General features: G+C 63.1%; 22 protein-coding genes and 1 pseudogene. 7 read left to right on the top strand and 16 right to left on the bottom strand.

Translation table 11 applies throughout. From position 1 onward, the window contains the following. Window positions 1-31: 31 nt before the first annotated feature. Window positions 32-1,060 carry a LysR family transcriptional regulator gene (locus F7Q96_RS09170; protein WP_053823805.1) on the bottom strand — a complete coding sequence of 343 codons (1,029 nt, stop codon included), beginning with the start codon at window positions 1,058-1,060 and terminating at the stop codon, window positions 32-34. A 255-nt stretch (window positions 1,061-1,315) separates the two neighbouring features. Between F7Q96_RS09170 and F7Q96_RS09175 the strand changes: the two genes are divergently transcribed. The 5 genes from F7Q96_RS09175 to F7Q96_RS09195 all read left to right on the top strand — a co-directional run bounded on the left by F7Q96_RS09175 (window position 1,316) and on the right by F7Q96_RS09195 (window position 5,069). Then, window positions 1,316-2,332 (top strand): GlxA family transcriptional regulator, encoded by a 1,017-nt coding sequence (locus tag F7Q96_RS09175; RefSeq protein ID WP_053823806.1) that lies wholly within the window; start codon window positions 1,316-1,318, stop codon window positions 2,330-2,332. Between the two features lie 164 nt (window positions 2,333-2,496). Further along, a complete protein-coding gene (locus F7Q96_RS09180) occupies window positions 2,497-3,249 on the top strand; it encodes an SDR family oxidoreductase (RefSeq protein WP_053823807.1) in 753 nt (250 codons plus the stop codon). 13 nt (window positions 3,250-3,262) lie between these two features. Then, complete coding sequence (locus F7Q96_RS09185) at window positions 3,263-3,763, top strand: Ohr family peroxiredoxin (RefSeq protein ID WP_053823808.1); 501 nt, start codon at window positions 3,263-3,265, stop codon at window positions 3,761-3,763. Between the two features lie 29 nt (window positions 3,764-3,792). After that, window positions 3,793-4,200 (top strand): cupin domain-containing protein, encoded by a 408-nt coding sequence (locus F7Q96_RS09190; RefSeq protein ID WP_053823809.1) that lies wholly within the window; start codon window positions 3,793-3,795, stop codon window positions 4,198-4,200. Between the two features lie 23 nt (window positions 4,201-4,223). Further along, complete coding sequence (locus tag F7Q96_RS09195) at window positions 4,224-5,069, top strand: phytanoyl-CoA dioxygenase family protein (protein WP_226995061.1); 846 nt, start codon at window positions 4,224-4,226, stop codon at window positions 5,067-5,069. Window positions 5,070-5,083: 14 nt separating this feature from the next. Here F7Q96_RS09195 and F7Q96_RS09200 read toward each other — a convergent pair whose 3' ends face one another. The 5 genes and pseudogenes from F7Q96_RS09200 to F7Q96_RS09220 form a co-directional block, all read right to left on the bottom strand. Next, the gene (locus tag F7Q96_RS09200) at window positions 5,084-6,316 is read right to left on the bottom strand and encodes a methyl-accepting chemotaxis protein (protein WP_082371723.1); all 1,233 of its coding nucleotides are present in this window, start codon (window positions 6,314-6,316) and stop codon (window positions 5,084-5,086) included. A 156-nt stretch (window positions 6,317-6,472) separates the two neighbouring features. Beyond that, window positions 6,473-7,639, bottom strand: coding sequence for a GGDEF domain-containing protein (locus tag F7Q96_RS09205; RefSeq protein ID WP_053824600.1), 1,167 nt, complete (start codon window positions 7,637-7,639; stop codon window positions 6,473-6,475). Between the two features lie 129 nt (window positions 7,640-7,768). After that, a complete protein-coding gene (locus tag F7Q96_RS09210) occupies window positions 7,769-8,749 on the bottom strand; it encodes a Bug family tripartite tricarboxylate transporter substrate binding protein (protein ID WP_053823811.1) in 981 nt (326 codons plus the stop codon). Window positions 8,750-8,856: 107 nt separating this feature from the next. Continuing rightward, window positions 8,857-9,616: pseudogene (locus F7Q96_RS09215) on the bottom strand (SDR family oxidoreductase). A gap of 162 nt (window positions 9,617-9,778) precedes the next feature. After that, complete coding sequence (locus F7Q96_RS09220) at window positions 9,779-10,732, bottom strand: 2-hydroxyacid dehydrogenase (RefSeq protein WP_053824601.1); 954 nt, start codon at window positions 10,730-10,732, stop codon at window positions 9,779-9,781. Window positions 10,733-10,851: 119 nt separating this feature from the next. On the opposite strand from F7Q96_RS09220, the gene F7Q96_RS09225 reads away from it, so the two are divergent. Next, window positions 10,852-11,994 carry a citrate/2-methylcitrate synthase gene (locus F7Q96_RS09225; protein WP_151022518.1) on the top strand — a complete coding sequence of 381 codons (1,143 nt, stop codon included), beginning with the start codon at window positions 10,852-10,854 and terminating at the stop codon, window positions 11,992-11,994. Between the two features lie 515 nt (window positions 11,995-12,509). Continuing rightward, window positions 12,510-14,486: an AAA family ATPase gene (locus tag F7Q96_RS09230; protein WP_170265855.1), complete on the top strand. Its 1,977-nt coding sequence runs from the start codon at window positions 12,510-12,512 to the stop codon at window positions 14,484-14,486. A 301-nt stretch (window positions 14,487-14,787) separates the two neighbouring features. Here the strand turns inward: F7Q96_RS09230 and F7Q96_RS09235 are convergent, their stop codons facing one another. From F7Q96_RS09235 to F7Q96_RS09280, 10 genes are all read right to left on the bottom strand, one after another. After that, complete coding sequence (locus F7Q96_RS09235) at window positions 14,788-15,597, bottom strand: hypothetical protein (protein WP_151022522.1); 810 nt, start codon at window positions 15,595-15,597, stop codon at window positions 14,788-14,790. Between the two features lie 373 nt (window positions 15,598-15,970). After that, complete coding sequence (locus tag F7Q96_RS09240) at window positions 15,971-16,666, bottom strand: hypothetical protein (RefSeq protein WP_053823814.1); 696 nt, start codon at window positions 16,664-16,666, stop codon at window positions 15,971-15,973. Window positions 16,667-17,031: 365 nt separating this feature from the next. Then, window positions 17,032-17,916, bottom strand: coding sequence for a phosphodiesterase (locus tag F7Q96_RS09245; protein ID WP_082371725.1), 885 nt, complete (start codon window positions 17,914-17,916; stop codon window positions 17,032-17,034). Further along, window positions 17,913-18,989, bottom strand: a complete 1,077-nt coding sequence (locus F7Q96_RS09250) for an ABC transporter ATP-binding protein (protein WP_053823815.1) — start codon at window positions 18,987-18,989, stop codon at window positions 17,913-17,915. Before F7Q96_RS09250 ends, F7Q96_RS09245 begins: the two co-directional genes overlap by 4 nt. After that, window positions 18,982-19,902: an ABC transporter permease gene (locus tag F7Q96_RS09255; protein WP_053823816.1), complete on the bottom strand. Its 921-nt coding sequence runs from the start codon at window positions 19,900-19,902 to the stop codon at window positions 18,982-18,984. The genes F7Q96_RS09250 and F7Q96_RS09255 overlap by 8 nt, the downstream gene beginning before the upstream one ends. A 10-nt stretch (window positions 19,903-19,912) precedes the next feature. After that, the gene (locus F7Q96_RS09260; protein WP_053823817.1) at window positions 19,913-20,746 is read right to left on the bottom strand and encodes an ABC transporter permease; all 834 of its coding nucleotides are present in this window, start codon (window positions 20,744-20,746) and stop codon (window positions 19,913-19,915) included. 70 nt (window positions 20,747-20,816) lie between these two features. Then, entirely contained in the window at window positions 20,817-21,839 is a 1,023-nt protein-coding gene (locus tag F7Q96_RS09265; RefSeq protein ID WP_053823818.1) for an ABC transporter substrate-binding protein, read from the bottom strand. An 83-nt stretch (window positions 21,840-21,922) separates the two neighbouring features. Beyond that, on the bottom strand, window positions 21,923-23,008 hold the full coding sequence (locus F7Q96_RS09270) for a LacI family DNA-binding transcriptional regulator (RefSeq protein ID WP_053823819.1): 1,086 nt from the start codon (window positions 23,006-23,008) through the stop codon (window positions 21,923-21,925). Window positions 23,009-23,295: 287 nt separating this feature from the next. Continuing rightward, window positions 23,296-23,868, bottom strand: a complete 573-nt coding sequence (locus F7Q96_RS09275; protein ID WP_053823820.1) for an OB-fold protein — start codon at window positions 23,866-23,868, stop codon at window positions 23,296-23,298. Window positions 23,869-24,039: 171 nt separating this feature from the next. Beyond that, entirely contained in the window at window positions 24,040-26,013 is a 1,974-nt protein-coding gene (locus tag F7Q96_RS09280; protein WP_053823821.1) for a PhoX family protein, read from the bottom strand. Window positions 26,014-26,074 lie beyond the last annotated feature (61 nt).

Here is a 26,074-nt window from a genome sequence, read left to right on the forward strand (position 1 = left end):
AGTGAAGCGCGCCGGGCCGAAGCACCGGGTTTCAAGCCGCCAATTCCTGTCCCAACGTGTGGTCGTTGAATTGGGTCAGGCAATCGAGATCCAGCGCGCGGATCTGCTCGGTCATGAAGTCGATAAAGACCCGGATGCGGGTCGGCAGGTGCTGGCGGCTGAGGTAGCAGATGTAGTGGCCGCGATCGTCGGGCGAATGGCGGTCCAGCGCGACGACCAGTTCCTTGTTCGCGAGGTGGCCGCAGATCTGGTATCCGGCCATCTGCGCGATGCCCCAGCCCTGCAGCACCGCATCGAGCACCAGATCGGCGTCGTTGAAGGTGAGCCGGGCCGTCGGCAAGACCTTGCGCACATTGCCTTCGACCTTGAATTCCCATTCGAATATCCGCCCGCTGGCAAAGCGGAAATTGATGCAGTCGTGCTCCGACAATTGTTCGAGCGTCCGCGGCAATCCGCGCGCGGCCGCATAAGCGGGCGACGCGCACAAGGCCATCTGCATCGGAATCAGCCGCCTGGCGATGATGCTGGAGTCCTCGATGCGGCCATTGCGGAACGCGACATCGATCTGCTCGGAGGCGAAATCCGTGGGTTTGTCGTCGAGCAGCAGGTCGATCGCGATATCCGGATAGGCCTTCATGAAGCGCTCCAGCAGCGGGGCGACGATCTTGCGGCCGAAGCCCACCGTCGAACTGATGCGGATCAGCCCGCGCGGCGGGCCCTCCCGTAGCTCCAGCATGTCGTTCATCGCTTCGACGATATGCGTGACGCCCTGATGGCAGTTTTCGAAGAATCGCTGACCTTCGCGGGTCAGCTGCGTGGTGCGCGTGGTACGAAGAAACAGCCGCGTGCTGAGCTGGGTCTCCAGCTTCTGCACGTTGCGGCTGACGGCCGAGCGGCCGATGCCCAGGCGCTCGCCGGCCTTGGCAAAGCTGCCCTCGCTGGCCACCGCCATGAATGCCATGATGCCGGCATAGCTGGCCGCGAAGCTGGTGGAGAGCGCGTCCGCGCGATTCGGCAGGCTGAGGCGAAAGGCGCGTTCCGCTGTTTCCGGTTGGTTCATTTCAGCACTCCCTCAATGCATGGCCGCGCAGAGATATGGCGTGCCTGGATGCTAATCAGGCGTCGCTGTACCGTAAATGACAGCGTTCCCTGAATTTCTGCCAGGCTGCCATCTCGTTTCCAGGCGATTTGCGATGCGCGCTCGCGATTGGTGCAGGAATGGAAACGGCGTCGCTTTGCCGCATTGCCACATTGATGCGATCTTGCACGCGATCGTCGGCGGGACATAACATCCGGTGTCTCCTTCCCGGTTGCCATGGAATTGAATTCTTCTCTCCCCGTCTCCGCGACCATCGAACCAACGCCGCGCAACGTCGTGTTCGTGCTGTATCCCGATGTCAGCCTGCTCGATTTCGCCGGCCCGCAGACCGTGTTCTGGGCCGCATCGCAGTACGCGCGCGAGCGCGGCATGACGGAATATCGCTGCCATGTCGCCAGCGAGTTCGGCGGTGCCGTGCCGGCGGTCGAGGGCACGGCGATGCAAACGGTGGCGCTCGACAGCCTGGACCCGCGCACCGTCGATACGGTGATCGTGCCGGGCTCGCCGAAGATCCTGCAGGTGGCGAAAGAATCCGGCTCGCTGATCGCATGGCTGCGCACGGTGTCCGGCAAGGTCCGGCGGACGGCCTCGGTCTGCAGCGGGGCATTCCTGCTGGCACACGCCGGCCTGCTCGATGGCAAGCGCGCCACCACGCATTGGGCGATGCTGGCCCGGTTCCACGAGATGTTCCCCATGGTCGATCTGGATGCCGATGCGATCTTCGTCCAGCAGCAGAACCTGTGGACGTCCGCGGGCGTCACCACCGGCATCGATCTGGCGCTGGCCATGGTCGAGGCCGATTGCGGCCACGAGGTCGCGCTCAGTGTCGCCAAGGAGCTCGCGGTCTACATGAAGCGGCCCGGCGCGCAGCCGCAGCTCAGCGAAATGCTGATCGCGCAGAGCCGGCAGGTGCCGGTGTTCGAGACGCTGCATTTGTGGATCGCCCAGAATCTGTCGCGAGAAGACCTGTCGGTCGAACAACTGGCCGATCGCGTCGGCATGAGCCCGCGCAACTTCGCGCGGGTCTACAAGGAAAAGACCGGGCGCACGCCGGCCAAGGGCGTCGAGCACTTCCGCATGGAAGCGGCGCGCGGCATGCTGCAGGACATCGACAAGCCGGTCGACCAGATTGCGCGCGAATGCGGCTTTGGCAGCGAGGAACGCATGCGTGTCGCTTTCCACCGGCACTTCGGGCTCTCGCCCAGCGAATACCGGTTGAAGGTCAATCGCTGATCCGCGCATTTCTTTCGAGCGGTCTGCCTGCTCCGGTCTGCCCGCTTCGATTGGTGCCGATCGGGAAACACCGTGGTTTCGGCATCGGTCTGGTGCGCGCGATGCGCGACCCCTAGCATGAGCGTGAAGTTGTTCCACTTCCACTCACAGCAGGGAGAAGCATCATGAAGATCGTTGTCATTGGCGGCACGGGCCTGATCGGCAAGAAAGTCGTGGCGAGGCTGTCGGCCCAGGGGCACCAGGCGGTCGCCGCGGCGCCGCAAACCGGCGTCAACGCCTTGACCGGCGAAGGGCTCGCGCAGGCGCTGGCCGGCGCGCAGGTGGTGGTGGACGTCGCCAATTCGCCGTCGTTCGAGGACGCCGCGGTACTGCATTTCTTCGAGACATCCGGGCGCAACCTGGCTGCCGCCGAGAAGGAAGCGGGCGTCGCACACCACGTTGCGTTGTCGGTGGTCGGCACCGACAGGCTTCCGCAGAACGGTTACTTCCGCGCCAAGCTCGCGCAGGAGACCCTGATCCGCGAGTCCGGCGTGCCCTATACGATCGTCCGCTCGACGCAGTTCCTGGAGTTTCTCGGCGGCATCGCGCAAGCGGCGGCGCAGGGCGACACGATCCGGTTGTCGCCCGCGCTGATCCAGCCGATTTCGTCGGAGGACGTCGCGCAGGCCGTGGCCGATTGCGCGCTGGCCGCCCCGGCCAACGGCATCGTCGAGATCGCCGGCCCGGAACCGTTCAAGATGAGCGATATCGTGCAGCGCTATCTGCAGGCGATCGGAGATTCGCGCACGGTCAAGGTCGATCCCGCCGCCCGCTATTTCGGCGCCGAGCTGCAGACAGGCTCGCTCGTGCCCGAGGGACAGGCCCATCTGGGGCGCATCAGCTTCGAGGACTGGATGCGCCAATCGCAGGTCAAGTAGGCGCGGAGGCCCTATGACAACCAAGGGGCTGAAGCCGCCGCCGCTGACGCTGCTCGACCGATATCGCGGCAGCGACTTTGCCGCGCTGTACACGACCACCGTGACGGTGTCGGGAGGCGAGGCAGGGCATGGCCGCGCATCGGGCGTCGCGCGATCGGACGATGGCAACCTGCATCTCGACCTGCGCTTGCCGGCGGCACTCGGCGGCCCGGGCGGAGGCACCAATCCCGAACAACTTTTCGCGGCAGGCTTCGCGGCGTGCTTCCACGGCGCCTTGAGCCTGCTGGCCCAACGCGAGCAGATCGACATTGCCGCGGCGACGGTCGCCGTCAAGGTGTCGTTTGGCCGCGATCCCGCCGACGGCGGCTATGCCTTGATTGCCGACATCCACATCCGGATTCCCGGTGTCGACAAGCCGGTCGCCGAAGAGCTGGTCCGCCATACCGAACGGCTTTGTCCCTACGCAAAGATCGCCCGCGAGGGTATGCATACCGTCATCACCGTGTCGGTTTGAGGAACTGTCGAAGAATCTGGAGTGAAACCATGAAACCAGTCACTGCCTTTGCGGCAACGCTGCTGCTCTCGTCGCTGATGGTGGGACAGCCCGCCGCCGCGGCCGGAGAAGGCGTCTCGGTCAAGCCGCTGCTGACGCAGCCGTTGCCCGAATACCCCGGCAAGGAAGTCGAGATGATCGTCGTCGATTACGCGCCCGGCGGCGCCGACCCGGTGCATCGCCACGACGCCCACGGCTTCGTCTATGTGCTCGAGGGCAGCATCGTGATGGGCGTCAAGGGCGGCAAGGAGGTCACGCTGAAGGCCGGCGAGACCTTCCACGAAGGCCCGAACGATATCCACACGGTCGGGCGCAACGCCAGCAAGACGCAACCGGCGAAGTTCGTTGTGTTCCTGATCAAGAAGCAGGGTGCGCCGATTCTGACGCCGGTGAAGTAGGGCGCTTCTCGTAGGACCCGGCCATGCCGGGTCTTACAATCTGCTTCTCGAACTACGGTAAAGGGAAGGCGATGCAGGGCGACGGCCGACGAGGCGCAGCACTGAGCCAGGTGCAGATCCGCAATTTTGTCGATCAGGGCTTCATCCGGATCGACGGTGCCTTTCCCCGTGCGGTGGCGGAGAAGGCAAGGGCAATCCTGTGGCGAGACACGGGCTGCGATTCAGCCGATCCCTCCAGCTGGACCAAGCCCGTGATCCGCCTCGGCATGTATTCCCAGCCGCCGTTTATCGAGGCCGCAAACACGCCCGTGTTGCGCCAGGCGTTCGATCAGCTGGTCGGCGCCGGGCGCTGGCTGCTTTGCAAGGCGATGGGGACCTTCCCCGTTCGCTTTCCCTCGCCAGAGGATCCCGGCGATGCCGGCTGGCATGTCGACGTGAGCTTCGGCTGGGACAATCCCGACTTCATGGAGTGGCGCGCCAACGTCAACTCTAAGGGGAGGGCGCTGCTGATGCTGTTCCTGTTCTCGGACGTCAGCGAGCACGACGCGCCAACGCGCCTTCGGATCGGCTCGCATCTGGATGTCGCGAGGATGCTCGCGCCTGCCGGAGACGCCGGACTGACATTGCGCGAAATCGTCGGCCGGTTGCCTGAGACGGAAGGGCGTCCAGAGGTCCTGGCCACCGGCGAAGCCGGAACGGTGTACCTGTGCCACCCGTTCCTGGTGCATTCCGCCCAGCCCCATCGCGGCACGACGCCGCGCTTCATGGCGCAGCCGCCGTTGCTGCCGCGGGAGCCGCTACAGCTCGAGCGGGAAGATGGCGCCTATTCGCCCGTCGAGGCGGCGATCCGACTCGGGCTGGGCCTATAGGACGATGTCGTCGGTTATCGCGCCGCCGCCAATTGAAGCGACGGCTCCCGCGACGCCGACATCGGGGCAGGGCCGGCCTCCAGCCGGAATCGCGCCACCACGCTTTGCAGCTCGCGGGCTTCGTCGGCCAGCGCATTCGACGCCGCGGCGGCCTGTTCGACCAGCGCGGCGTTCTGCTGCGTCACGGTATCCATCTGCGTGACCGCCTCGGCCACCTGGGCAATGCCGCTGCTTTGATGCTCGGACGCGGTACCGATTTCGCCAAGCAATGTCGTCACGTGCCGAACGGCGCCGACGATTTCCTGCATCGTCTGGCCGGCCTTGCCGACCAGCGTCGAGCCGCTGCCCACTTGCTGCACCGAATCGTCGATCAGGTCCTTGATCTCGCGCGCCGCGGCCGCGCTGCGCTGGGCCAGCGTGCGGACTTCACCGGCGACCACCGCGAAGCCGCGGCCTTGTTCGCCGGCGCGCGCCGCTTCCACGGCCGCGTTCAGCGCCAGGATATTGGTCTGGAAGGCGATGCCCTGGATCACGTCGACGATATCGGCCACCTTCTTGGAACTGGTATCGATCGCCTGCATCGTGTCGACCACCGCGGTCATCACCTCACCGCCGCGCTCGGCGATGCCCGATGCCGACTGCGCGAAGCGGTTGGCTTCGCGGGCGCGCTCGGTGTTCTGCTGCACCATCGCAGTCAACTCGCTCATGCTGGACGCCGTTTCCTCCAGCGTCGCGGCCTGCTGCTCCGTGCGCTGCGACAGATCGGTATTGCCGGCCGCGATCCGGTGCGAGGCCTCGGTAATCGAGTCGGTGGACGTCTTGATCCGCGTAATCAGGTCGGTCAGCATGTCCTCCATCCGGCCGAGCCCGCCGAGCAGGGGACCGAAGGGACCGGTGCGTTCGGTCTCGAATTCCTGGCTGAGGTCGCCGGCGGCTACCGTCTCGGCGATCAGCTCGGCCTCGGCCAGCGGCTGCTGGATGCCCTTGGACAGCGTATGGATGCTTGCTACGGCCAGCAGCAGGGCGGCGATGCCCAGGCCGGCCATCCACTCGGTGGTGGTGGTGATCTGTCGATCGAGCTGGGTCAGCGCGGGTGCGTTCCTTGCGGCGGCATCGACGGAATGAGCCGCCTCGCCGATGGCTCGTAGCTGCGTCACGCCGATGGCCAGCGCGATTGCCAGTACCAGCAGCACCGCGCAGAAGCACGCCGTCAGCCTTGTCCGGATGGACCAGTTTCCGATATGCATTTCTCCCTCCGCTCCCCTGTTGTTGTGGATTGGCGCCCCGCGTCAGGGCGAGTTGGCGGCCGGACTGCAACGGTCCGTTTTTTAGCCCCCAACGCGGATTGACGGCAGGGGAGGGAAAAACTTTAGGGAGAACTTCAGCAAAAAAGATAGGGCGCTTCAGGCCTCGATCGCTTCGGCTTCCGCCTGCTCGACGCGGTTGCCGCCCAGGGACTTGGCCCGATACAAGGCGCGGTCCGCGGCCGCAAGGCGATCGACCAGCACCGGCCCCTGCTCGTGGAATTGGGCCAGCCCGACGCTGACCGTGGTGCGTATCGCGGCGCCGTCGTTGCGGCTCGGGCTCGCCTCGGCAAAACGCTTGACGACGGTCTCTGCCAACGTCCTGGCGCGCCCCGCATCGGCGCCATACAGCAGCGCCGCGAATTCCTCTCCACCGATGCGCGCCAGAACCGCATGCGGCCCGAGCACGCTGTGCGCGATCTCGGCGAAGGACTTCAGCACCTGGTCGCCCATCTCGTGCCCGTGCCGGTCGTTGATGGCCTTGAAATGATCGAGGTCGAAAGCGAGGACGGACACCGGCCCCTCCTTGCAGCGATCGACGATCCGCGCACCGTGTTCAAAGAACCATCGACGATTGCCAAGCCCGGTCAAATAGTCGGTCTGCGATTGCCGCAACAGCTGCCCGTGCGATTCGTCGCGGATCAATTTCAGCAGCGCCATCGGCAAGATGACTGAATACAGCACGCCCTCGTAGATCGTGATCTTGCTGGCAATCGACTGCACCGATGGGCCGTGCGCAGCCACCAACCAGGGCAGCAAGGAACTCCTGGCCGCGTAAACCGCGGCATGGATGCCGGCCACGATCACGACGATGCGCCGCGAGTGCAATGCCTTCATCGCCTCGCATCGCCACATCTCCCAAGCCGTCAAGGCGCTGATGATCGCGATCGGCACAGAACTGACGTGGCTCCATACGAACTCGCGATATTGCGGGCCCCATCCGACCCACACCAGCGCCATCACGGTCAACAGCCCGATCGAGCCGGCCCGGTATTCCCGGCTGTTCAACGATGCGACGCCGCGCAGCACCAAAAGATAGCCGGTCAGCACAAGCAGGTTGCTGACTGCCGAACCGATGGCCCCGGGCAGATCGCGGCGGAACAACACCGCCGCGCAGCCGATTGCCAGCGTCGCGAACCCCGCCGCCAGCATTCGCAATTCCCTGCTGCGCTCGGGGTTGGCCCGACGCTCCCAGAAGATCATGCCCGCACTGACAAGGAGCGTTCCGATGGCAAGGTGGTAAAGGGTAAGGAGATCGACGTGCATGCCAAATGTAAAGACATTGCGCCGATACATGGCGGCGGCCGCCAATTCTACGTGGGAAAGGCATTGGTCGATGACCAAACGTGGGCTGCGGGAAAGCCTCGATTGATCGATTGATTTGCTTGACGAGCGCTATTCCTGCTGAATGCCGGCCTGCTTGACCACCTTCCCCCATTTGGCCAGATCGGAATGGATCAGCGCCGCGTATTCCTGCGGCGTGCCGCCCTGGATCTCGATGCCCGCCGCTTCGAGCTTGGCGCGCACCTCGGGCAGCTTCAAGGCCGCATTGATCTCGGTATTGAGCTTGGCGACGATGTCCTTGGGCGTACCCGCGGGCGCCAGGAAGCCGCCATTGGTATTGGCGTCATAGCCTTTCAGTCCTTGCTCTTCCGCGGTCGGGACATTGGGCAGCGCCTTGGAGCGGCTCCGGGTCGAAACGGCCAGCGCGCGGACATTGCCGGCTTTCACCTGTTCCTGGATCGCGCTGATGGTGTCGATGAACAGCACCGTGCGGCCGGCCACCAGGTCCGGATGGGCGGCGGACGAGCCCTTGTACGGAATCAGCAGCATGTTCGCACCGCTGACCATGCGGAACATTTCCGCGGCCATCTCCTGCGCGCTGCCACGACCGGAAGTCGCCACCTTGGCCTCGCCCGGATTGGCTTTCATCCAATTGACCAGTTCGGGCACCGATTTGGCGGGAGTTTTCGGATTGACCGCGAACACCAGCGGAATCACGTGGGTATAGACGATCGGCTCAAAGCTCTTCTCCGGATCCCAGCCCAGATTCTTGAAGAGGTATTTATTGATGTTGTGGCTGCCGCCCACGATGCCGATCGTATAGCCGTCCGGCTTGGCATTGGCCAGCACGGCGGTGCCCAGGTTGTTCGACGCGCCCGGACGATTCTCGACGATAAAGGGCTGCCCAAGCTTGACCGCCAGCTTTTCTCCGACCACGCGGGCGATCAGATCGATGCCGCCGCCGGCCGGTGCGGGCACGATGATGGTGACGGGGCGGGTGGGGTAGTTCTGTGCCTGTGCCCATGACAGGCCGGAGGCCATGATCAGGGCGGCCGGGACGGCCAGGGACGTAATCAGCTTGGTGAATGGCATGGTTGTCTCCTCTGTTTTGGTCAACTGTTGTGTCAACTCTGATGCTGCGCGTCCTCGCGGCGCCAGCGAGCCGGCGGCGCGAGGACGATGTGAGATGCCAAGCGATATCAGCCGCGCCCGACGAAGGGCATGGCACTGGCCATGACCGTCATGGTCAGGACGTTCGCCTCGAGCGGCAGCGATGCCATATGACGCACGGCATTGGCGACGTGCGTGGCGTGCATCATCGGTTCCGGCGCTGTCGTGCCATTGGCCTGCAGCACGCCGCGCGTCATCCGCTCCGACAATTCCGTCAGCGCGTTACCGATGTCGATCTGGCCGGCCACGATGTTGAACGGGCGGCCGTCCAACGCGAGGGCTTTGGTCAGGCCGCTGACGGCGTGCTTGCTGGCGGTGTAGGGCGCCGTGTAGGGGCGCGGCGTGTGCGCCGAGATGGAGCCGTTATTGATGATGCGTCCGCCCTGCGGCGACTGCCGGCGCATCAAGCCGAACGCCGCCCGCGCGCAAAGGTAGACGCCGGTGACGTTGGTGTTGATCACGTTGAACCATGCGTCCAGCGGCAGCTCGTCCATCGGCACGGCCGGGGCATTGACGCCGGCGTTGTTGAACAGCAGGTCCAGCCGACCGAACTCTTGTTCGATGGTGTCGAACAAGGCTTGCACGCTGGCGGGATCGGTGACATCGGTGGGCACGGGGCACTGCATGCTGTCCGCGCGCCGAAGCCTCGACGGCCAGCGCTTGCAGCGGTTCGGCGCGGCGGCCGGCCAGCACGACGGTCCAGCCGTCCTCCAGCAACGCAATCGCGCTGAGGCGGCCAACACCGCTGCCGGCGCCGGTGACGAGGGCGATTTTTCGGGAAGCGTTCAAGGGCGAGTCTCCTTAATGGGGCGTTAGGCTGGAAGGCTTCTGCGCGCAGAGGCGCCCGGGCGTTCGTGCATTCGCGTGCTCGCGTGCTCGCGTGCTCGTGCGCTCGCGTGCTCGTGCGCTCGTGCGCTCGTGCGGTGGGGCGTGAAACGGATAGCCCTGCGCTCAGGTGGTCAGGCTCATCGTCGGACGGCCACCGGCCAGCGCCTGCGCCACGCTTTCGAGCACCATCTGCGCCATCGCGGTACGGGTTTCCCAGGTCGCGCTGGCACGATGGGCCTGCAGCGTAGTGCGATCAGACTCGCGCAAGGCCAGCGGCACGCGCGGCTCGTCGACGAACACATCCAGGCCCGCGCCCGCGATGCGGCCGGCCGCCACGGCTTCGGCCAGGTCGGCCTCATTGACCAACCGGCCACGCGCCACATTGACGAGATACCCGCGCGGGCCTAGCGCGTCCAGCACCGCGGCGTCCACAATGCCCTCCGCCTTGTCCGCCGCTGCGCAAAGGACCAGCGCATCGCTGCGGCGCGCCAGCTCGCGAAGATCGGCCACGAATTCGTGGGGCACGTCATCCATGCGGCGCAGGTCGGTGTAGCGGATCGGGCAGCCAAAGGCCGCCGCCCGCGTCGCCGCCGCCCGGCCGACACGCCCCATGCCGACGATGCCGACATTCATGCCGCTGAAGCGTCGGGCAAGCGGAATCGCGCTCGGCTGCGGATATAGCTCCCACTGGCCATCGCGCACGAAACGATCCCCCGCGCAGATGTTGCGGCAGGCCGCGATCAGCAAACCGATCGCGAGGTCGGCCACATCTTCGGTCAGCGCTCCGAGGGTGGCGGTGACCGGCAGATTGCGGCCACGACAATATTCAAGATCCACCGCATCGGTGCCCACGCCATTGATGGCCACTACCTTCAGCGCAGGCAACTGTTCCAGCATCGCCCGCGGAATCCCCGTATGTCCTCCGGTAATGACAGCCTGGATAGAAGGCCCGTGTTCCCGCAACCACGCCGCCTGATCGGCGATCTCGAAGTACTTGTGAACGTGGTACAGCGAGGCGAGCTCGTCATTGATCGCGGGAATCAGGATCGGATTCAGTTGCAGGATTTGCGGCTTCATGTGCGTCAGCGTTTGGTGTTTGAGCGAGGCGTTGAACGTTGACGGCATAGTAGGTAATACTTGATCGGCATGGCAATATTGATCTATAAAATCAACATATAAACATTGACGACACCCCCATGAGCTCCTGGATATCGATGGACGAGGCGTGCCGACAGCTCGGCGTGCGGCCGCAAACGATCTACGCCTACGTCAGCCGCGGCAAGCTCGAAGTCATGACCGACCCGGCCGACACGCGCCGCAGCCTGTACCGCGCAGAGGACGTCGCGGGCCTTGCCAAACGCAAACAGGCCGGCCGAAAGCACGAAACCCTCGCGACCAATACGCTGTTCGGCGCGGAACCGAGCATCCCGACCGCGCTTTCCACCTTCGTGCGCGAGCGGCTGTACTACCGAGGGCAGGACGCTGTGTCCCTGGCTGGCTCGGCCACCCTCGAGGACGTGGCGCAATTGCTGTGGGACGCGCAACAACCGGTGGACTTTTCATGCTCTACCCGCGTCGCCAAGCCCGGACGTGTCGCGGCATTCAAAAACCTTGCTACGCTCGCCGCCACGGGCCACTCCACGCATGGACGCATGACAAGGGTGCTGCATGTCGAATGCCAAAGCCTGGTCGGCCAACTCGCCAATGCGTTTGGTGCGCAACCGGGCCAACAACCGTTGCACCTTCGCTTTGCGCAGGGGTGGAAACAGCCGGCGCACGTGGCCGAGCTTCTGCGGACGGCCATGGTCCTGCTGGTGGACCACGAATTGACGAGCTCGGCCTTTGCCGCCCGCATCACGGCATCCACGGGCGCATCGCTGCCGGCCTGCCTGCTTGGCGGACTGGCGACGCTCTCCGGCCCCTTGCACGGCGATGCCTCGGGCCGCGTCAAGGCGCTATTCGATGAAGTAGAGCGGCAGGGCGAGGAACAGGTGATTGCGCATCATCTGTCCACTGGATTGCCACTGCCCGGGTTTGGGCATCACCTGTATCCCGATGGCGATCCGCGCGCCGCGGCGTTGTTGGCGTTGTTCGAGCTGCCGGAAGTCATTGGCCGGTTTATCGAGAAGGCGACGAGGCTAACGGGGCTGCAGCCGAATATCGACGTCGCGCTCGCGGCGATGGTCATTCATTGCGGGCTGCCGGACGATGCTGCGTTCGGGATGTTTGCTACGGCGCGCAGTATTGGGTTGCTGGCGCACAGTCTGGAGCAATTGGGTGTTGGGCAGGTGATACGGCCGCGGGGGAAGTATGTGGGACTGGTGCCAGGGAGGATGTGAGGGGATAAGGTCGCTGCGCTTGGTCATCTTCGGAGTGCGCAGCGATCCGTGACGTCGGCAAAATTGCGATCGTTTCCATCGAGCGGACCCGCAACACAGTTCTGAGGATGCCTCGGGTGGAGGACCGGAGGCAATCCAGACACTCGCGCCATTGGCCGTGAGAGCGTCGCAAAAAGACCAGATCGGAACGTAAGCGGCATTCGTAAAAGACGTGCATCGTGGCGCTTGGGGAATTCAGCTGCTGTTCCGATCCTTTTGAGGCGCTTCCATTTCTATATTTAAGCCCACCGGCGGTGGATCTCTACTGGCGTAGTGTCAATCCTGAACCGGCGAATTCGGCTAACGAGCGTAAAGACACATTTGAGAATCGCGATCTCCACGCTCAATTGCCCGATTTGGTAATGGTCGAGCGATTCACTTAGCTTAAAACATGCCTGTTTGTCAATGAGTATTTCTGCCACATGGGTTTGTGACGGCTTAGACGTGACGGGAAAGCTACAATGGGGATCTCTGATGTGAAAACCATTCTTACTATGAAAATATCATTGTTTCGACCTCATAAATCAATTACCGCTTTCGAAGATATTGAGGTGCCTGATTTCACAATCATAACCGGAATAAACGGAGCGGGGAAAAGCCAAATGCTTGAGGCTATTGAGCAGGGCTTTCTTCGGATCGATTCAATTCCGGTCGACCATCAAAAAAGAAGTATCAGACGCTTCGATTGGAATAGTCTCGCGACCACGGATACTGGTTCGTTCACTTCATTTCAAGCATTGCAGGAGCAGCATCAGGCTTGGATGCAGCTGCGGCAACAAATTGAAAATCAAACGACTTCGTTGTTGCAGTTCGCGGCCTCGCATCCCATCTTACGTGGCATGAGCAAGCGAGATTTGGCGTGCCTGAGCGCAGATCATATGTGTTTTGCTAGCGTCCAACAGGAGGCTAAAGAGCAAATTTTAGAGCAAGTTGCGCAACATTTTCGCACGGCTAATGCGAATATTCGGGCTTCAGCTACTCATGATCTCAATCAGCGAAGGTTTATGGATGCTGTTGAGAAATCGACTGGAAAGCTTCTGTCGAAGCTTGACGACGATGATTTCAATGAAAATAAGCCGCGATTTTGGCATCCGGTTGATATGTTTCAGCAAAGCTTCGCTAGGTTATTTGTTCAATATCGAGGAATCTGGAGAGAGAATCAACTAAAGAAGTTGGAGGACCAAGAGCGAGATGGACCTAGGCTGGCCCTTACGGACGCTGAATTTAATGAGGCATACGGTGAGCCACCTTGGGACTTTGTGAACTCGGTATTAGAGGCGGCACACTTGGATTTCCGTATAAACGCGCCGGAAAAATTTTCGGACTCAATGTACGAACCTGAACTTACCGATTCAGTAAGGGGAACGACCGTAAGATTTAACGATCTCTCCTCCGGTGAGAGAATTCTAATGTCGTTTGCGTTATGCCTCTACTACGCGCAAGACGGACGGCAAATCGTAGACTACCCTGCGTTGCTTTTGTTTGACGAAATAGACGCGCCGCTGCATCCATCGATGACTCAATCCTTGCTGCAGACCATTCAGCGTGTTTTGGTACAGGAGCGTGGGATCAAGGTAATAATGACAACTCACTCACCGTCGACGGTGGCATTAGCTCCTGCCGAGTCATTGTTTGCTATGCAAAAGACGGGCCGTAACCGTTTGATTCGCGTAAGTCGCGATGCAGCGATCGGGCTTTTGACGGCTGGTGTTCCGACACTCAGCGTAAGATCAGAGAACCGTAGGCAAGTGTTTGTGGAAAGTTGTTATGACGTTGATTACTATGATGCTCTCTTTCAAAAACTGAAATCGAAGCTGGATCCAAGTATTTCTATTAGCTTTATTTCTTCTGGGACCGGGAAGCACGATGGCGGTTCGAGCCGTGTGAAATATTTTGCTGGCGTGCTGGCAGATGCGGGGAACAATACTGCGTACGGACTGGTGGATTGGGATATGAGTAATTTCCCGGAAGGAAATATATTTGTATTGGGATGTGGGCAGCGATATAGTATCGAAAATTATATTTTAGATCCCCTTTTAATCGCTATTCTCTTGGTGCGCGAAAAGTTTGTTGATAGGGCGGATATGGGTCTTTCGGATAACGAAAACTTTTCTGCATTTGAGCGAATGGATAACGAAAGGTTGCAGGTAGCGGTCGATTGTGTTGTTTCTCGCTTGTGCGGCTATTGTACTGCTAATGACCCGGACCGAGTAGATTGTAGCTACGTTGGCGGGGCGGTGGTAAAAGTTCCAAAGCATTTGCTTCTGATGCAAGGACATGACTATGAGCGAGCGCTAAAGGATGCTTTTCCTAAGTTAAATGCTTTTAACAGGGGGGGAGACTCTGCTTTGAAGATGGCGGTATTGGAAAAGGTTATAGACGATCTTCCGCAATTTGTGCCAATTTGCATTCTAAACGTGTTTCAGGATCTCCAGCGCGGTCCCACACACTAGTGCAAAAGTTATGCATTGGGTTCAACCATAGCGAGCCGCGGAGGAGTAGTTTGAAAACAGGACGCCCGGTGTTCCGCTCGAACAATCTGACGCACCGGCCACCGGCCGGCGTGTAGATAGTCTGATGGACACAGGCCGCGGAATCGACTCCACGCAGCAATGCTATCGTGTGTCTGCTACGGAAATCTGGACCTCGACCGGTCGATCAGTTCTTTGCTGCGTCGCTGTTGCTTGACGCTCACGAAGGGCGCTAAGGCTTTATATAGCCAATGCCCCGTCGCGCTTTAGTGGGTGAGCCGCGCTACTCAGGTAGCCCCCAATTGCGTGCCTCATCGTTGCGCCGGTTACCTTCGAACATGCTCGTCTTGTCGAGTTTCCTCGGCGTGCCGTCTGGATCCATCCAGCTAAACGTCACCGACGCATCGCTATTCTTTCCGGAATTGCTGCAATATCGACTGACCGTCTTGATTACCTCAACGCCGCCGACCACCATCGAAAAGACTCCGTAGCCCTTCTTCTTGTGATGAAAGAACAGCTCATTGAGCAAGCGGTACGTGAACTCCGAGGGAGAAATTTCTTCGGGCGTCGCATACCTTGCTTTCTTGGCTTCTTCGTCGGCCTGTCGCGACGCATTTTGCACCAGTCGGCGAGCCTCGAAGATCTCGGCAAACGTCTCTCCGGTCCGAGCGTATGACAGCAGAGCCTCGCTCGGCTGCATCGGCTCGCCCTTCGTGGGCAGCCTCCCCTCGAGATAGAGTTCGATCAGAAATTGCGCTCCACGCGGGCTCGTTTCAATAGCCCCATCCTTCCGATACATCTCGTTGTAGGCGGCGTCGTCGATGAGCGCACCGCCGATGTCGAGCTCGAGTGGACGATCCTGACAGCCGGCGCCAATCAAGCTGTTCGCCCAGTCATTGAATCCGTCCCGGAACAGCTTTCGGGTCTTCGTCGCATGGACATTGGGAAGGTGGGTGAGCGCTTCCGAGAAGCGCATGAGCTTGACCATGGGAATTTTGGGCGAGTCCGGTGCAGCCGCATAATGACCGACTACTGCAATCGCGTCAGTGTAGCCGGAGGCGGGCTGCCGTGCATGCGAAATGGACCCGTTCATGCACTGCAAAGTATTTACCCCACTAGCATTTGAGTTGCTCTCCCACCATGCAACTCTAACAACGTAGCGCGATAGGTCTGCAAATCCGTCAGCCTCATTCTCGAACGCATTTTTTCACCATACTCGTCAAGAAAATGCAGGGCGTGGCGAGCCGTTCACGGTGACCATGCCGAGGCGTTCTCCTTTGTCAGGTACGTCCTAATAGAGAGCCTCCAGTTTGTCGACGACATGCGCGCGCGGTCTGTCGGACTGAAACAAGTCTAGATAGTGTGTTGGCATTTGCGGAAAAAACGACGGGTATTGGTTGATGAGGGACGACTTAGATCGAAGGTAAATCCGTGGCCACGTGCGAGGCCAGGGAGTTGCGCTGACTTCAAGTACCGAATTCAAGGTTCCTCAACTCCACCAGTGCATCGGTCACGGTTTTCAAGTACTTGTTGCCAATTTCTGCGCGCTGCCTTTGATATGCGAAATTTGAGCGTGCCCGCGCGATATCCTCAGAGGATGCACCGAGGGCCTTCATGGTTGCGATTGCTAAGTCTTCGGACTGTGTAGTCGCAAGCGGTCCCTTGAGAGCGTGGATTCGTTGGATGCGGAGCCTCGCCGCCCGTTGCGAATCTGTTAATTCGCTCGCTATGCCGGCCACGGCTTGTGCAATTGTTGCCACGTCCTTCTTGTCCAACTCGCTCGCGATGGCGCTTCGTTGCAACGCCTCTTGCAGACAAGCGTTCATGTCGGTCTCCAGAGCGATGTCATAAAAGTCCCTACTTGGCGGTACTGATCCGATCTCAATTGGCGGAGTAAGCAGGGCCGTGCATTCTGGGCCAGCGATTGCAATGTATTGTGAGATAGCGCGATTGCGTAGCTTTACGTACTGTTCTTTGAGTTGCGCCTCGATTATTGCAAGCGCGTGTTGCTGCTTCGCTAGCTGTTCGTCAACCGCAGCCTTTTGATATAGCGGAATTACCGTAAAATAGAAGCCAAGGCCAGTAAAAATGAAAAGACCGATCTGGGCAATATGGCTGATGAGCGGAATGATGCGTTCGGCGCGTGTTGGCGAGTTTTGCATGATGGACGGTGCGATGCTGATAGGGCACGGGCGGAAAGTCGCCGCGCTATGTATTCGGTGTCGGCATCATACGAATGGACTTAACCCAACGGAAGTGGGGGTGCTGCGCGAAAGCTGGCTGATATCGCAGACCGTTCGGATACCGCTTTAAGCGTGTATGAACGCTCGGCCCGCATACTCCCGGACATGCACGTTGCGTAACTCCAGCTTTGCTCTCGCGGTATGGGGTCTACGGTCGGCCTCCATTTCGAATGGATCGTGGAGCCGTTGAGCATCGACGATTCGATGCGGGACATCGCGATGTAGGGGACGTTGTCGCGCACGTTGATCGTCATGCCTTCCATGGCGTTCCACCCCTGCTTCCATCAATCAATCAACCTCCCCTCCGAATCAAAAAACGGATAAGCCGGCCCATGATCCCCAATCGGCGCCGCATGGGTAACGAGCCCATACACCGGATGCCACCAGTGCAGCAAAAACCCCGGCGGTTCCATGCGAAAGCGCGAAGGCGCTTGCGGGTCGAGGTCCAGTGCCACCTGGTGGGCCGGGCCGGGCGCGGTCATGGCGATGGTGCCGCCAAAGCGCCGGGTGATATGCCGATGCAGATGGCCGCATAGCACGCGCTCGACCTGCGGATGGCGCCGGACTACGGCCTCGAGCAGCGCGGCGTTCTCCAGGCCCTGCTGGTCCATATGGCCGATGCCCGTGTGGAAGGGCGGGTGATGCAGCATCAGCAGCGTAGGGCGTTCGGGGTCGACAGCCAGCGCGGCTTCCAGCCATGACAGGGCGTCCGGGTCCACGCGTCCGCCGCTTTGGCATGGCACGGTGCAGTCGAAGGCGATCAGCGTCAACGGCCCCGCGTCGATGCGGTAGTGCACGGGCGCGTCGCCATCGCCCGCGGCGAACAGGTAGGCGTGATCGGGGAACACGCGGCGCAGGGCTTCCCGGCTGTCGTGGTTGCCGGGCATCAGCCGCACAGGTATCGGCAAGGTTTCCAGAATCCCCCGCAGGAAGCGATATTCGTCCTCACTGCCGAAGTCGACCAGGTCTCCGGTCACCACGGCAATGTCGGGGCGCTGGGGCAGCGCCAATAGCGTATCAATGCACTGGCGCAGCGCATCCGCGGTATCCACGCGGCGGTAGGAGAGCTTGCCGCCGGCCTTGATATGCAGGTCCGTGATGTGGGCGACGAGGTAGGGCGCGGCCTGGGAGGCGGGCTGGGAAGCGGGTTGGGAAGCGGTCTGCATCATGCGGCGTTCCGTGTCGCCTCAGCGGGCACCGTCACCAGATGACTGGTATCGATGCGCAGGCCAACGCGGTCGCCGGCCGCCCAGCGGTCGCGTCGCGGGGTATCGAGCACGATCGGGGCGGGGGCGCCCACGTCGACCAGCAGCCGGGTCGCATGGCCGAGGAACAGTGCGGTGACGACGTTGCCGGTCACGTGGACATCGGGCGCGCCGGGCGCGTCGGTCAGCGACACGTCCTCCGGCCGGAACATCAGCTCGGCCTGTGCCGCCTCGATGTGTTGCGCCTCACGCGGCAACGCGCCGCCCGGCACGCGCCATACGTGCGTGTCCGCGGCCGCGGGCAAGCGATTCATGGTGCCGATGAAGTCGGCGACAAAGGCGTTGGCCGGATTCCGGTACACCTCTTGGGGCGTACCGCTTTGCGCGATGCGTCCCTTGTCCATCACGATAATGCGATCGCCCAGCGCCATCGCCTCCGCCTGGTCGTGGGTGACATAGACCGTCGTAATGCGCAGGCTGCGCAGCAGGCGATTGATGTCGGCGCGCAGTGCGTCGCGCAGCTTGGCGTCGAGCGCGGTCAGCGGTTCGTCCAGCAGCAAGACGCGCGGCTGCACGGCGATGGCGCGGGCCAGGGCCACGCGTTGGCGTTGGCCTCCGGACAACTGGTCGACGCGCCGGTTGGCGAAGGCGCCCAGCTGCATCATGGCCAGCATGTCGTCGACGCGCCGGCGACGGGTCTGCGCGTCGACCTTGCGCACGCGCAGGCCATAGCCGATGTTCTCGGCCACCGTCATATTGGGGAACAGGGCGTAGTTCTGGAACACCATGCCGACGCCGCGCTGCTCGATCGGCAGGTGCGTGACCGGTGCGCCGCCGAACAGCACCTCGCCGCCCGCATCAGGAAATTCCAGGCCGGCGATCATGCGCAGCGTGGTGGTCTTGCCGCAGCCCGAGGGCCCGAGCAGGACGACGGTTTCGCCGGCGCCGATGTCCAGATCCAGCGGTTCGAGCGCGCGCGTGCCGTCGGGGAACGTCTTGCCGCAGTGGCGCAGCGCGATGGTGGTGGGTTCATGCATGGCGGGGAGCCTCCGTCTGCGGCTGGGACTGCGGCGCGCTGTCCAGGCCGGCTGGTGTATTTGGTGAAGTGGTGACGGTGCCGGCGAACGGCGTGGGGGTGTCCTCTACTGGATGTCGCTGCGCGCGCGCCCCGAGTGCGGACACCATCTGCATCACCACCAGCAGCGGGATGATCATCAGGAAAAACACGATGGTGTAGGCGGAGCCGATCTCCAGCCGCATCGACGCATAGCTGTCGGCCAGGCCCACCGGCAGCGTTTGCGTGGTGGGCGTATGGAGCATCCAGGTCAGGTTGAATTCGCCGACCGACAGCGTGACGACCATCAGTGCGCCGGCGAGAATCCCTTGCCGGCAATTGGGCAGCACGACGGTGAAGAATCGCTGCATGCGCGTGGCGCCCAGGCTCGCGGCGGCATCTTCCAGCGTGCGGATGTCGATTGCCGACATGATGGCCAGCACCGAGCGGACCATGAACGGCAGCGTGAACAGGACATGCCCGATCAGGATGAAGACCCAGCTGGTGCGCAGCCATGGCAGGCCGCCATACAGCAGGATCAGGCCGAGTGCCGTCGCCAATCCGGGGATCGCCACCGGCAACATCAGCAGCTCCTCGATCAGCCGCGTCACGCGGCTGCGGCGCAGCGCCATGTAGTAGGCGGCCGGAACGCCGAGCACCAGCGTGCAAGCGAGGCACGCCAGCGCAATCCACAGCGACAGGAAGATGGTGTTGCGGTACAGGCCCCATACCTCCTGGACCCATCGCGTGGTCAGGCCGCTTTCCAGCCCGACGAAAATATTGTTGGTCAGGCCGGCCAGCACGGACAGCGCGACGGGTACGGTCATGAACGCGCAAACGGCGAGCGTCAGTGCCAGCTGGGCCCAATACGCGGCGCCACGACGGTTGGTCTTCATGCTTGCGCTCCTACGCGGTAGCGGCAACCGCGTTGCCGGACAGATGACGAGCCACCGCCAGCAGGGCCCAGGTCACGGCACCGAGCAGGATCGATAGCGCGGCGGCCATGCCGAAGTTGGCGTAGTTGGTGAACTCGTTGTAGATGGTCAGCGGCAGCACGTCGAGCTGCGTGGCCAGCGTGAATGCCGTGCCGAACGCGCCCATGCTGGTGGCGAAGCAGATCGCGCCGCTGGAGATCAAGGCCGGCATCAGCGCGGGCAGCATGACGTCGCGCACCACGCGCCAGCGGCCGGCGCCCAGCGAGCGGGCCGCTTCCTCGAGCGAGGTGTCGAGTTTTTCGACCGCGGCCATGACGGTCAGGATCACGCGCGGAATGGAGAAATACAGGTAGCCGACGAACAGCCCCGCCATGCCATAGGCGAAGGTCCAGCGCTCGCCGGCAAGCAGATCGCCGATCGAAGCGAGCAAGCCGTTGCGGCCGCCCAGCATGATGACCATGAAGCCAATCACCACGCCGGGGAACGCCAGCGGAAAGGTCAGCATGGCAACCAGTACCGACTTGCCGGGGACCGGATGGCGCTGCAGGAAGGTTCCTGCCACGCCGGCAATCGCCAGCGTAACCAGCGTCACCGACGCCGACAGCAGCACCGTGGACAGCAGGCTGTGCAGATAGCGCGGGCTGGACAGCACGGTCCAGTAGACGCCGGCGCCGTCGTCGCCCGCTACGCTGACCGCCAGCAGCTTGGCCATCGGCAGGCAGAAGAACGCCAGGAAAACGATCAGCGCCGGCAGCGCGAAGACGATCAGCGTGCGGGCGGTGGGGGAAGGGGGGCGACGGCGCATGGTGCAAGTGTCTCCAACTGGAAGGAGCCGGCAAGGCGGCGGCCGGGGCGACGTGCGCCCCGGCGCGGCATCAGCGCACTTCCTTCAGGTACTGGTCACTAAAGGCCTTCTGCACTTCAGCCATCTTGCCGTAGTCGATGGTCTTGGCGCGGGCGTAGTCCGAAGCCGGCAGGAACCGGGCTTCCACCTCCTTGGACACGGCCTTGGCGCGTACCGGGCGCAGGTAGGCATTCGCCCACAGCGCCTGGCCGGCGTCGGACAACACGAAGTCCAGCACCTTGCGGGCTTCCACCGGGTGCGGCGCCTTGTTGACCATGCTCATGACGTAGGGCACCACCAGCGTGCCTTCCTTGGGAATCACGAAGGCGACATTGGCGCGGTCCTTGTAGCGGGCGCGATAGGCGTTGAAGTCGTAGTCCAGCAGGATGGGAATTTCACCGGACAGCACGCGCGCGTATGCGGTCTGCTTCGGCACGATCGGCTGGTTCTTCTGCAGGTCCTTGAAGAACTTCAGCGCCGGGCCGAAGTTGTCGAGCGAACCGCCCAGGGCCTGGTTGATCGCGACCGCGCCCACATAGCCGACGAAGGCGCTGGCGGGATCGAGATAGCCCACCATGCCCTTGTACTGGGGCTTCTGCAGGTCGGCCCACGATTGCGGCACGGGCTTGCCGCGCAGCGCGTCGACATTGACCATCAGGCCCAGCGTGCCTGAATGGATCGCGAACCAGTTGCCCTGCGGGTCCTTCAGGCCGTCCGGGATGTCATTCCAGTTGGCGGGCTTGTAGGGCGCGGTCACGCCTTCCTTCTGCGCCTGGATGCCGAACGTCACGCCGTAATAGACCACGTCGGCCACCGGATTGGCCTTTTCCGCGACGATCTGGGCCAGCGACTGGCCCGAGTTCTTGTTGTCGTGCGGCACCGTGACGCCGGTCTTTTCCTTGATCGCGCGGATCTGCGCGGCCCAGTCCGCCCATTCCGGCGGGCAGTTGTAGCAGATCGCGGTTTGCGCGGCCGCGGCGTGGCTGAATACGACCGCGCCGATCGTGGGCAGCACCCAGCGCAGGCGGCGCAGCCAGGACGAAGTCGATTGCATGATGCACTCCTTTTCTAGAGACGACGGTGGGGGAAGACGACGCATGACGATGCGAGACGGGGTTCGTTCTGTTGCTGGCGGCGCTAGGCCGGCGGCGCGACGGTGGCGCCGGCGCGCAACGCGTGCGGCAGCAGCGTCGCGCGCGTCAAGCCTTGATCCGGCCCGGCGCCGGCGTTGCCGGAGTCAAGCTGTGCCAGCAGGCAAGCGAGCGCGCGGGCTCCGATCTCGTTGTTGGGCTGCACGACCGTGGACAGCGGCCGCTCCAGCAGTTGGCCGAGTTCGATGCCGTCGTAGCCGAGCACGGACATGTCGCCGGGTACGGACAGTCCCAGGCGCTTCAGCACCGAAATCACGCCGATGGCCAGCATGTCGTTGGTGCAGAACAGCGCCGTGGGCGCGGACGGCGCGGTGACGAACTGCCGGATGCGCTCGACTTCCGCCGGCGTCTGCGTGGGGGTATGGGCCGGCAAGGGCAGCGGCGGCAGGGGTTCTAGACCATGCGCGCGCATCGCGTCCCGATATCCCGCGTGGCGCTGCCTGGCGCGGTCCGATGCGGCGAAGGCGCCCGATACCACGCAGATGCGGCGATGCCCGGCGGCGATCAGCGTCTCCACGCCGGCGCGCGCGCTGGCGCGGTTGTCCACCGATACCGAATAGCGTTTGCCGCTGCGCGGGCCCTGGTTATACGCGAGGACATAAGGCACGCGTTCGGCATCGAGCTGGTCCAGCACCGCGCTGCGGGCGGCATCGGCCACCGTCAGCACCATGCCGTCGACCCGATGGCGTAGCAGATATTCGATCCGCTCGCGTTCGCGCTGCGGGTCGTAGCGGCTGGTCACCAGCATCAGCGAATAGCCTTGCGCCAGCGCCGCCTCTTCGATGCCGCGCCAGCATTCGGCGAAGACCGCGTTTTCCATCGTCGGCAGCATCACGCCGACGATGCGGGTGCGCTGGGCGCGCAGCTTGGCGCCCAGCAGGTTCGGGCGAAAGCCCAGTTCGCCCGCCGCACGCAACACGCGCTCGGCGGTGTCCTGACGGACCAGCTCCGGATTGCTGAACACGCGCGATGCCGTCGCCAGCGACACGCTCGCCGCCTTCGCAACGTTCATCAGCGTCGCGCCGTTGGGCGGCGCGGGCGTGGTGGCGATGGCGGCGGCTTTGCGAATCATTCGGCTGGAAGCGAGGCGAAGTGGAGTGAAATGAAAACGTTTTCATTCAAGCCGCAAAAAAACCGGTGTCAAGGACAACCGGTGGTGCGGCGCGCCGCGAGGAAGCCGGCGCGGTCATGCGATTCGGCATGGGAGGCCGAATGGCGGCGATTGTGCGGGGCGGAAATGACAGCGGGATGACACGCGGGCGGGAACCGGCCACGGGGGCGTGGTTCATCCTGCCATCCGTCCGGGCCGGGACCCATCGAATGCCGAAAGAGGTGCCGGGGCAGTTGCTGCCCCTCGGATCAATTGGCGCCGCCGCGCAGCAGGCAACCGTCCAGCATGGGCGTGGCGTCCACCATGCCCGCACCCGTGCATTCGACCGCCACCTTCTGCCCGCGCCGGACCATCGTGGCGCGCGCTTCGACTTCGCAGACCGGCCGCGCCAGCCCGCAGTTCTGCTGGGGCAGCAGGTTCGCGCGTACCGGTTGGCCGGGTTCGCTGGTGCGGATTTCGAGATAGACCTGCGTGCCGCCTTCTCGGCGAATCCCGCTGGCGACGCCTTCCACGATGAAGTAGGCGCCGCGATAACGCTGTTCGGCGCTGTCGCGGTCGTCGCGATAGTCCTGCAGGATCGCGGCTGCCTGGTACACCGGCAGGCGGTCCCCGGGGCGCGCGGGGTCAATGCTGTACGGTTCCAGCGTGCCGCCGCGGTAAATGCCGGCCGCCGCGCTGGCTGCTGCGGCTGGCGACGCGTCCGCAACGGATGAGGGGGCGGCATCGCCGGCATTGTTCTGGTCGTTGCCAACCAGCCAAAGCATGGCAATGACCGCCAATACGATCAGGGCAATGGCGATTTGTCGGGTCTTGTCGGTCATCGGTAAGCGGTGAGGAGGGGGCCGGCCCTCGCGGGGCGGCGGATGCGGGAGGCAGGCGAGGGCGACAGTCTATAGGCATATGGCGCCCGTTGAATGCGTACCCGTCGGATACCGGTGAAATAAAAAAGCCCGGGCGATCCCCGCCCGGGCTTCATTCCCTGCCTCAACGGCTTATCCCTTCGCCAGCTTCACCGAGGTCGCGTCTCCGGTGATATAGCCAACGGCAGCGCCAAAGCGGTCCTTGTAGTTGGCCCGAACCAGCGGATCCAGCGTCGGCTTGACGATGTCATGCAGCGGCGATTCCCAATCGCCCGGATGCTGGAACGAACTCATGACGTAAGTCCAGCCATTGATCTCGTCCACCGCATGCAGCCCGGTCGATTCCGCGCCGGCGGGCGTCGACAACACGCGCGACAGCTTCTTCGTGTCGATGTTGTAGGCCCACAGGAAGTTGTTGACGTGCGTATTGCTGTCCTCGCCGATAAACAGCGTGCGCAGCTTTTCCGAGTACTTCAGGTTGTCCGGGGTCGCGATCCTGTCGGGGTTGGCGAAATTCCCCAGCGCATCCTGCTGCTTGAGCTTGCCGCCGCCAAAGTCCTCGGCGATCAGTTCCGGCACGGCGGCCATATCGACCGGCACCCATTCGGAGTTGATCGGCGCACCGGTGGTATCCGCTTGGCCGCCGCGCAGGTTCTGCACGTAGACCGCGCCCGAGTAGGGACCTTCGACCTTGACGTCGCCAGAGCCGTTCAGCATCGACGATTCGATGCGCGACATCGCGATATAGGCTACCTTGTCGCGCACGTTGATGGTCGTGCCTTCCCACTTGGTGAAGCCCAGGCTGCCGCCCTTGAGTGCCGCGTAGCGGTGCGTCTCGAGGAAGGCCGCGGCCTTTTCCATGCCGGGCATCAGCTTGACCCACTGGAAGCCGCCGTTGAACGGGATGCGGGTATAGCTGGCATCGCCCGGATCGGTGGTCTTGACGTCGAAGATGTCGGTGGCCTTGATGCCGCCGCGGACCAGCGCGCGGATTTCGTCGCTGGTGGCGTGGCCCAGCGGAATCCAGCTCAGCGTGGCCGAGCCCGGGCCCGTGCTCGACGTCTGGTTCCATTTGCCGACGTACAGCGTGCCCGACGACAGGTCGCGCGCGCGGTCGGCGATGAACATGAAGGCGCCGCCGTTGGTGGCATCGTCGCCCATCAGCACGGTGCGCTCATCGGGCGCGACGCAGACCAGCTCGTGCGAGATGCGGCCGAGGCAGTAGTGCTTGACGATCGAGCCGGTGCCGTCGGGGTTGACCGTGACTTCGGGCAGATGGCCGTAGTCGTAAGGCGAGGCCGCGGTCGCGTCGCCGAAGGTGAAGGTGCTGAAGCGCTGGAACTGCGTGTTCGACGCGATGGTGAAGGCGTCCGGCTCGTATTCCTCGCTTGACAGGTGCGTGTTCCACGGCGACAGGCTGGCGCCGCAGGTAATCCACAGTCCGCGGGCCGACGAGGTGTCGACGTTGTGGTACTTGACCAGCGTCAGCTTGCCGGTGGCCGGGTCCTGGTCCAGCGTCAGGATCGCGATCGGCGAAGGCAGCATGCCGTAGGTCGACCCGCCCGCCTGGTCGCGCGTGGTGTATTCGAACTGCACCACGGCGAACACCGGCTTGCCCTTGACGCCCGGCACGTTGGCGTTCGGCAGCGTCAGCAGCGAGCTGCCGTCGACGCAATCCGAGAAGAACTGGCGCTCGCTGCCGGGCACCGAGCGGTCGAGGATCGGCTGGTTGTGGATGTCGAAGTAGCCGCCGGCCACCACGCTGCCGCCCTTGCCGTCCGGCACGGTATCGCCGGTGATGAAGAAGGGCTGATAGGCGAGCTTGTAGGTCTGGCTGCTGCCGTCGCTGAACGAGACCTTCAGCTCCGAGCCCACCGTGGTGGTGGCCATCGCGGCCGGTGCGGCCAGGGTCGGCGCCGCCATGCCGATGAACTCGGCGGTGGTGAAGGTGGCGGCCGGCGTGCCGGGGTTCGGCGCGGTGTCCGCGTCGTCGCCGCCGCCGCAGCCGGCCAGCAGCGCGGCCGAAGCCGAGCCCAGCGGCAGCATCGGCGAGGTGGCAAGGAATTTGAGGAGGGTGCGGCGAGAGGGGTTCGGTGTTGGCTTCATGTTGTTGAAAGCAATCTGAAAGTTCGACGCTGCAAACGACGATGCCCGGCGGGTGGCCGGG

This window comes from Cupriavidus gilardii (assembly GCF_008801915.1).
Lineage (GTDB): Bacteria > Pseudomonadota > Gammaproteobacteria > Burkholderiales > Burkholderiaceae > Cupriavidus > Cupriavidus gilardii.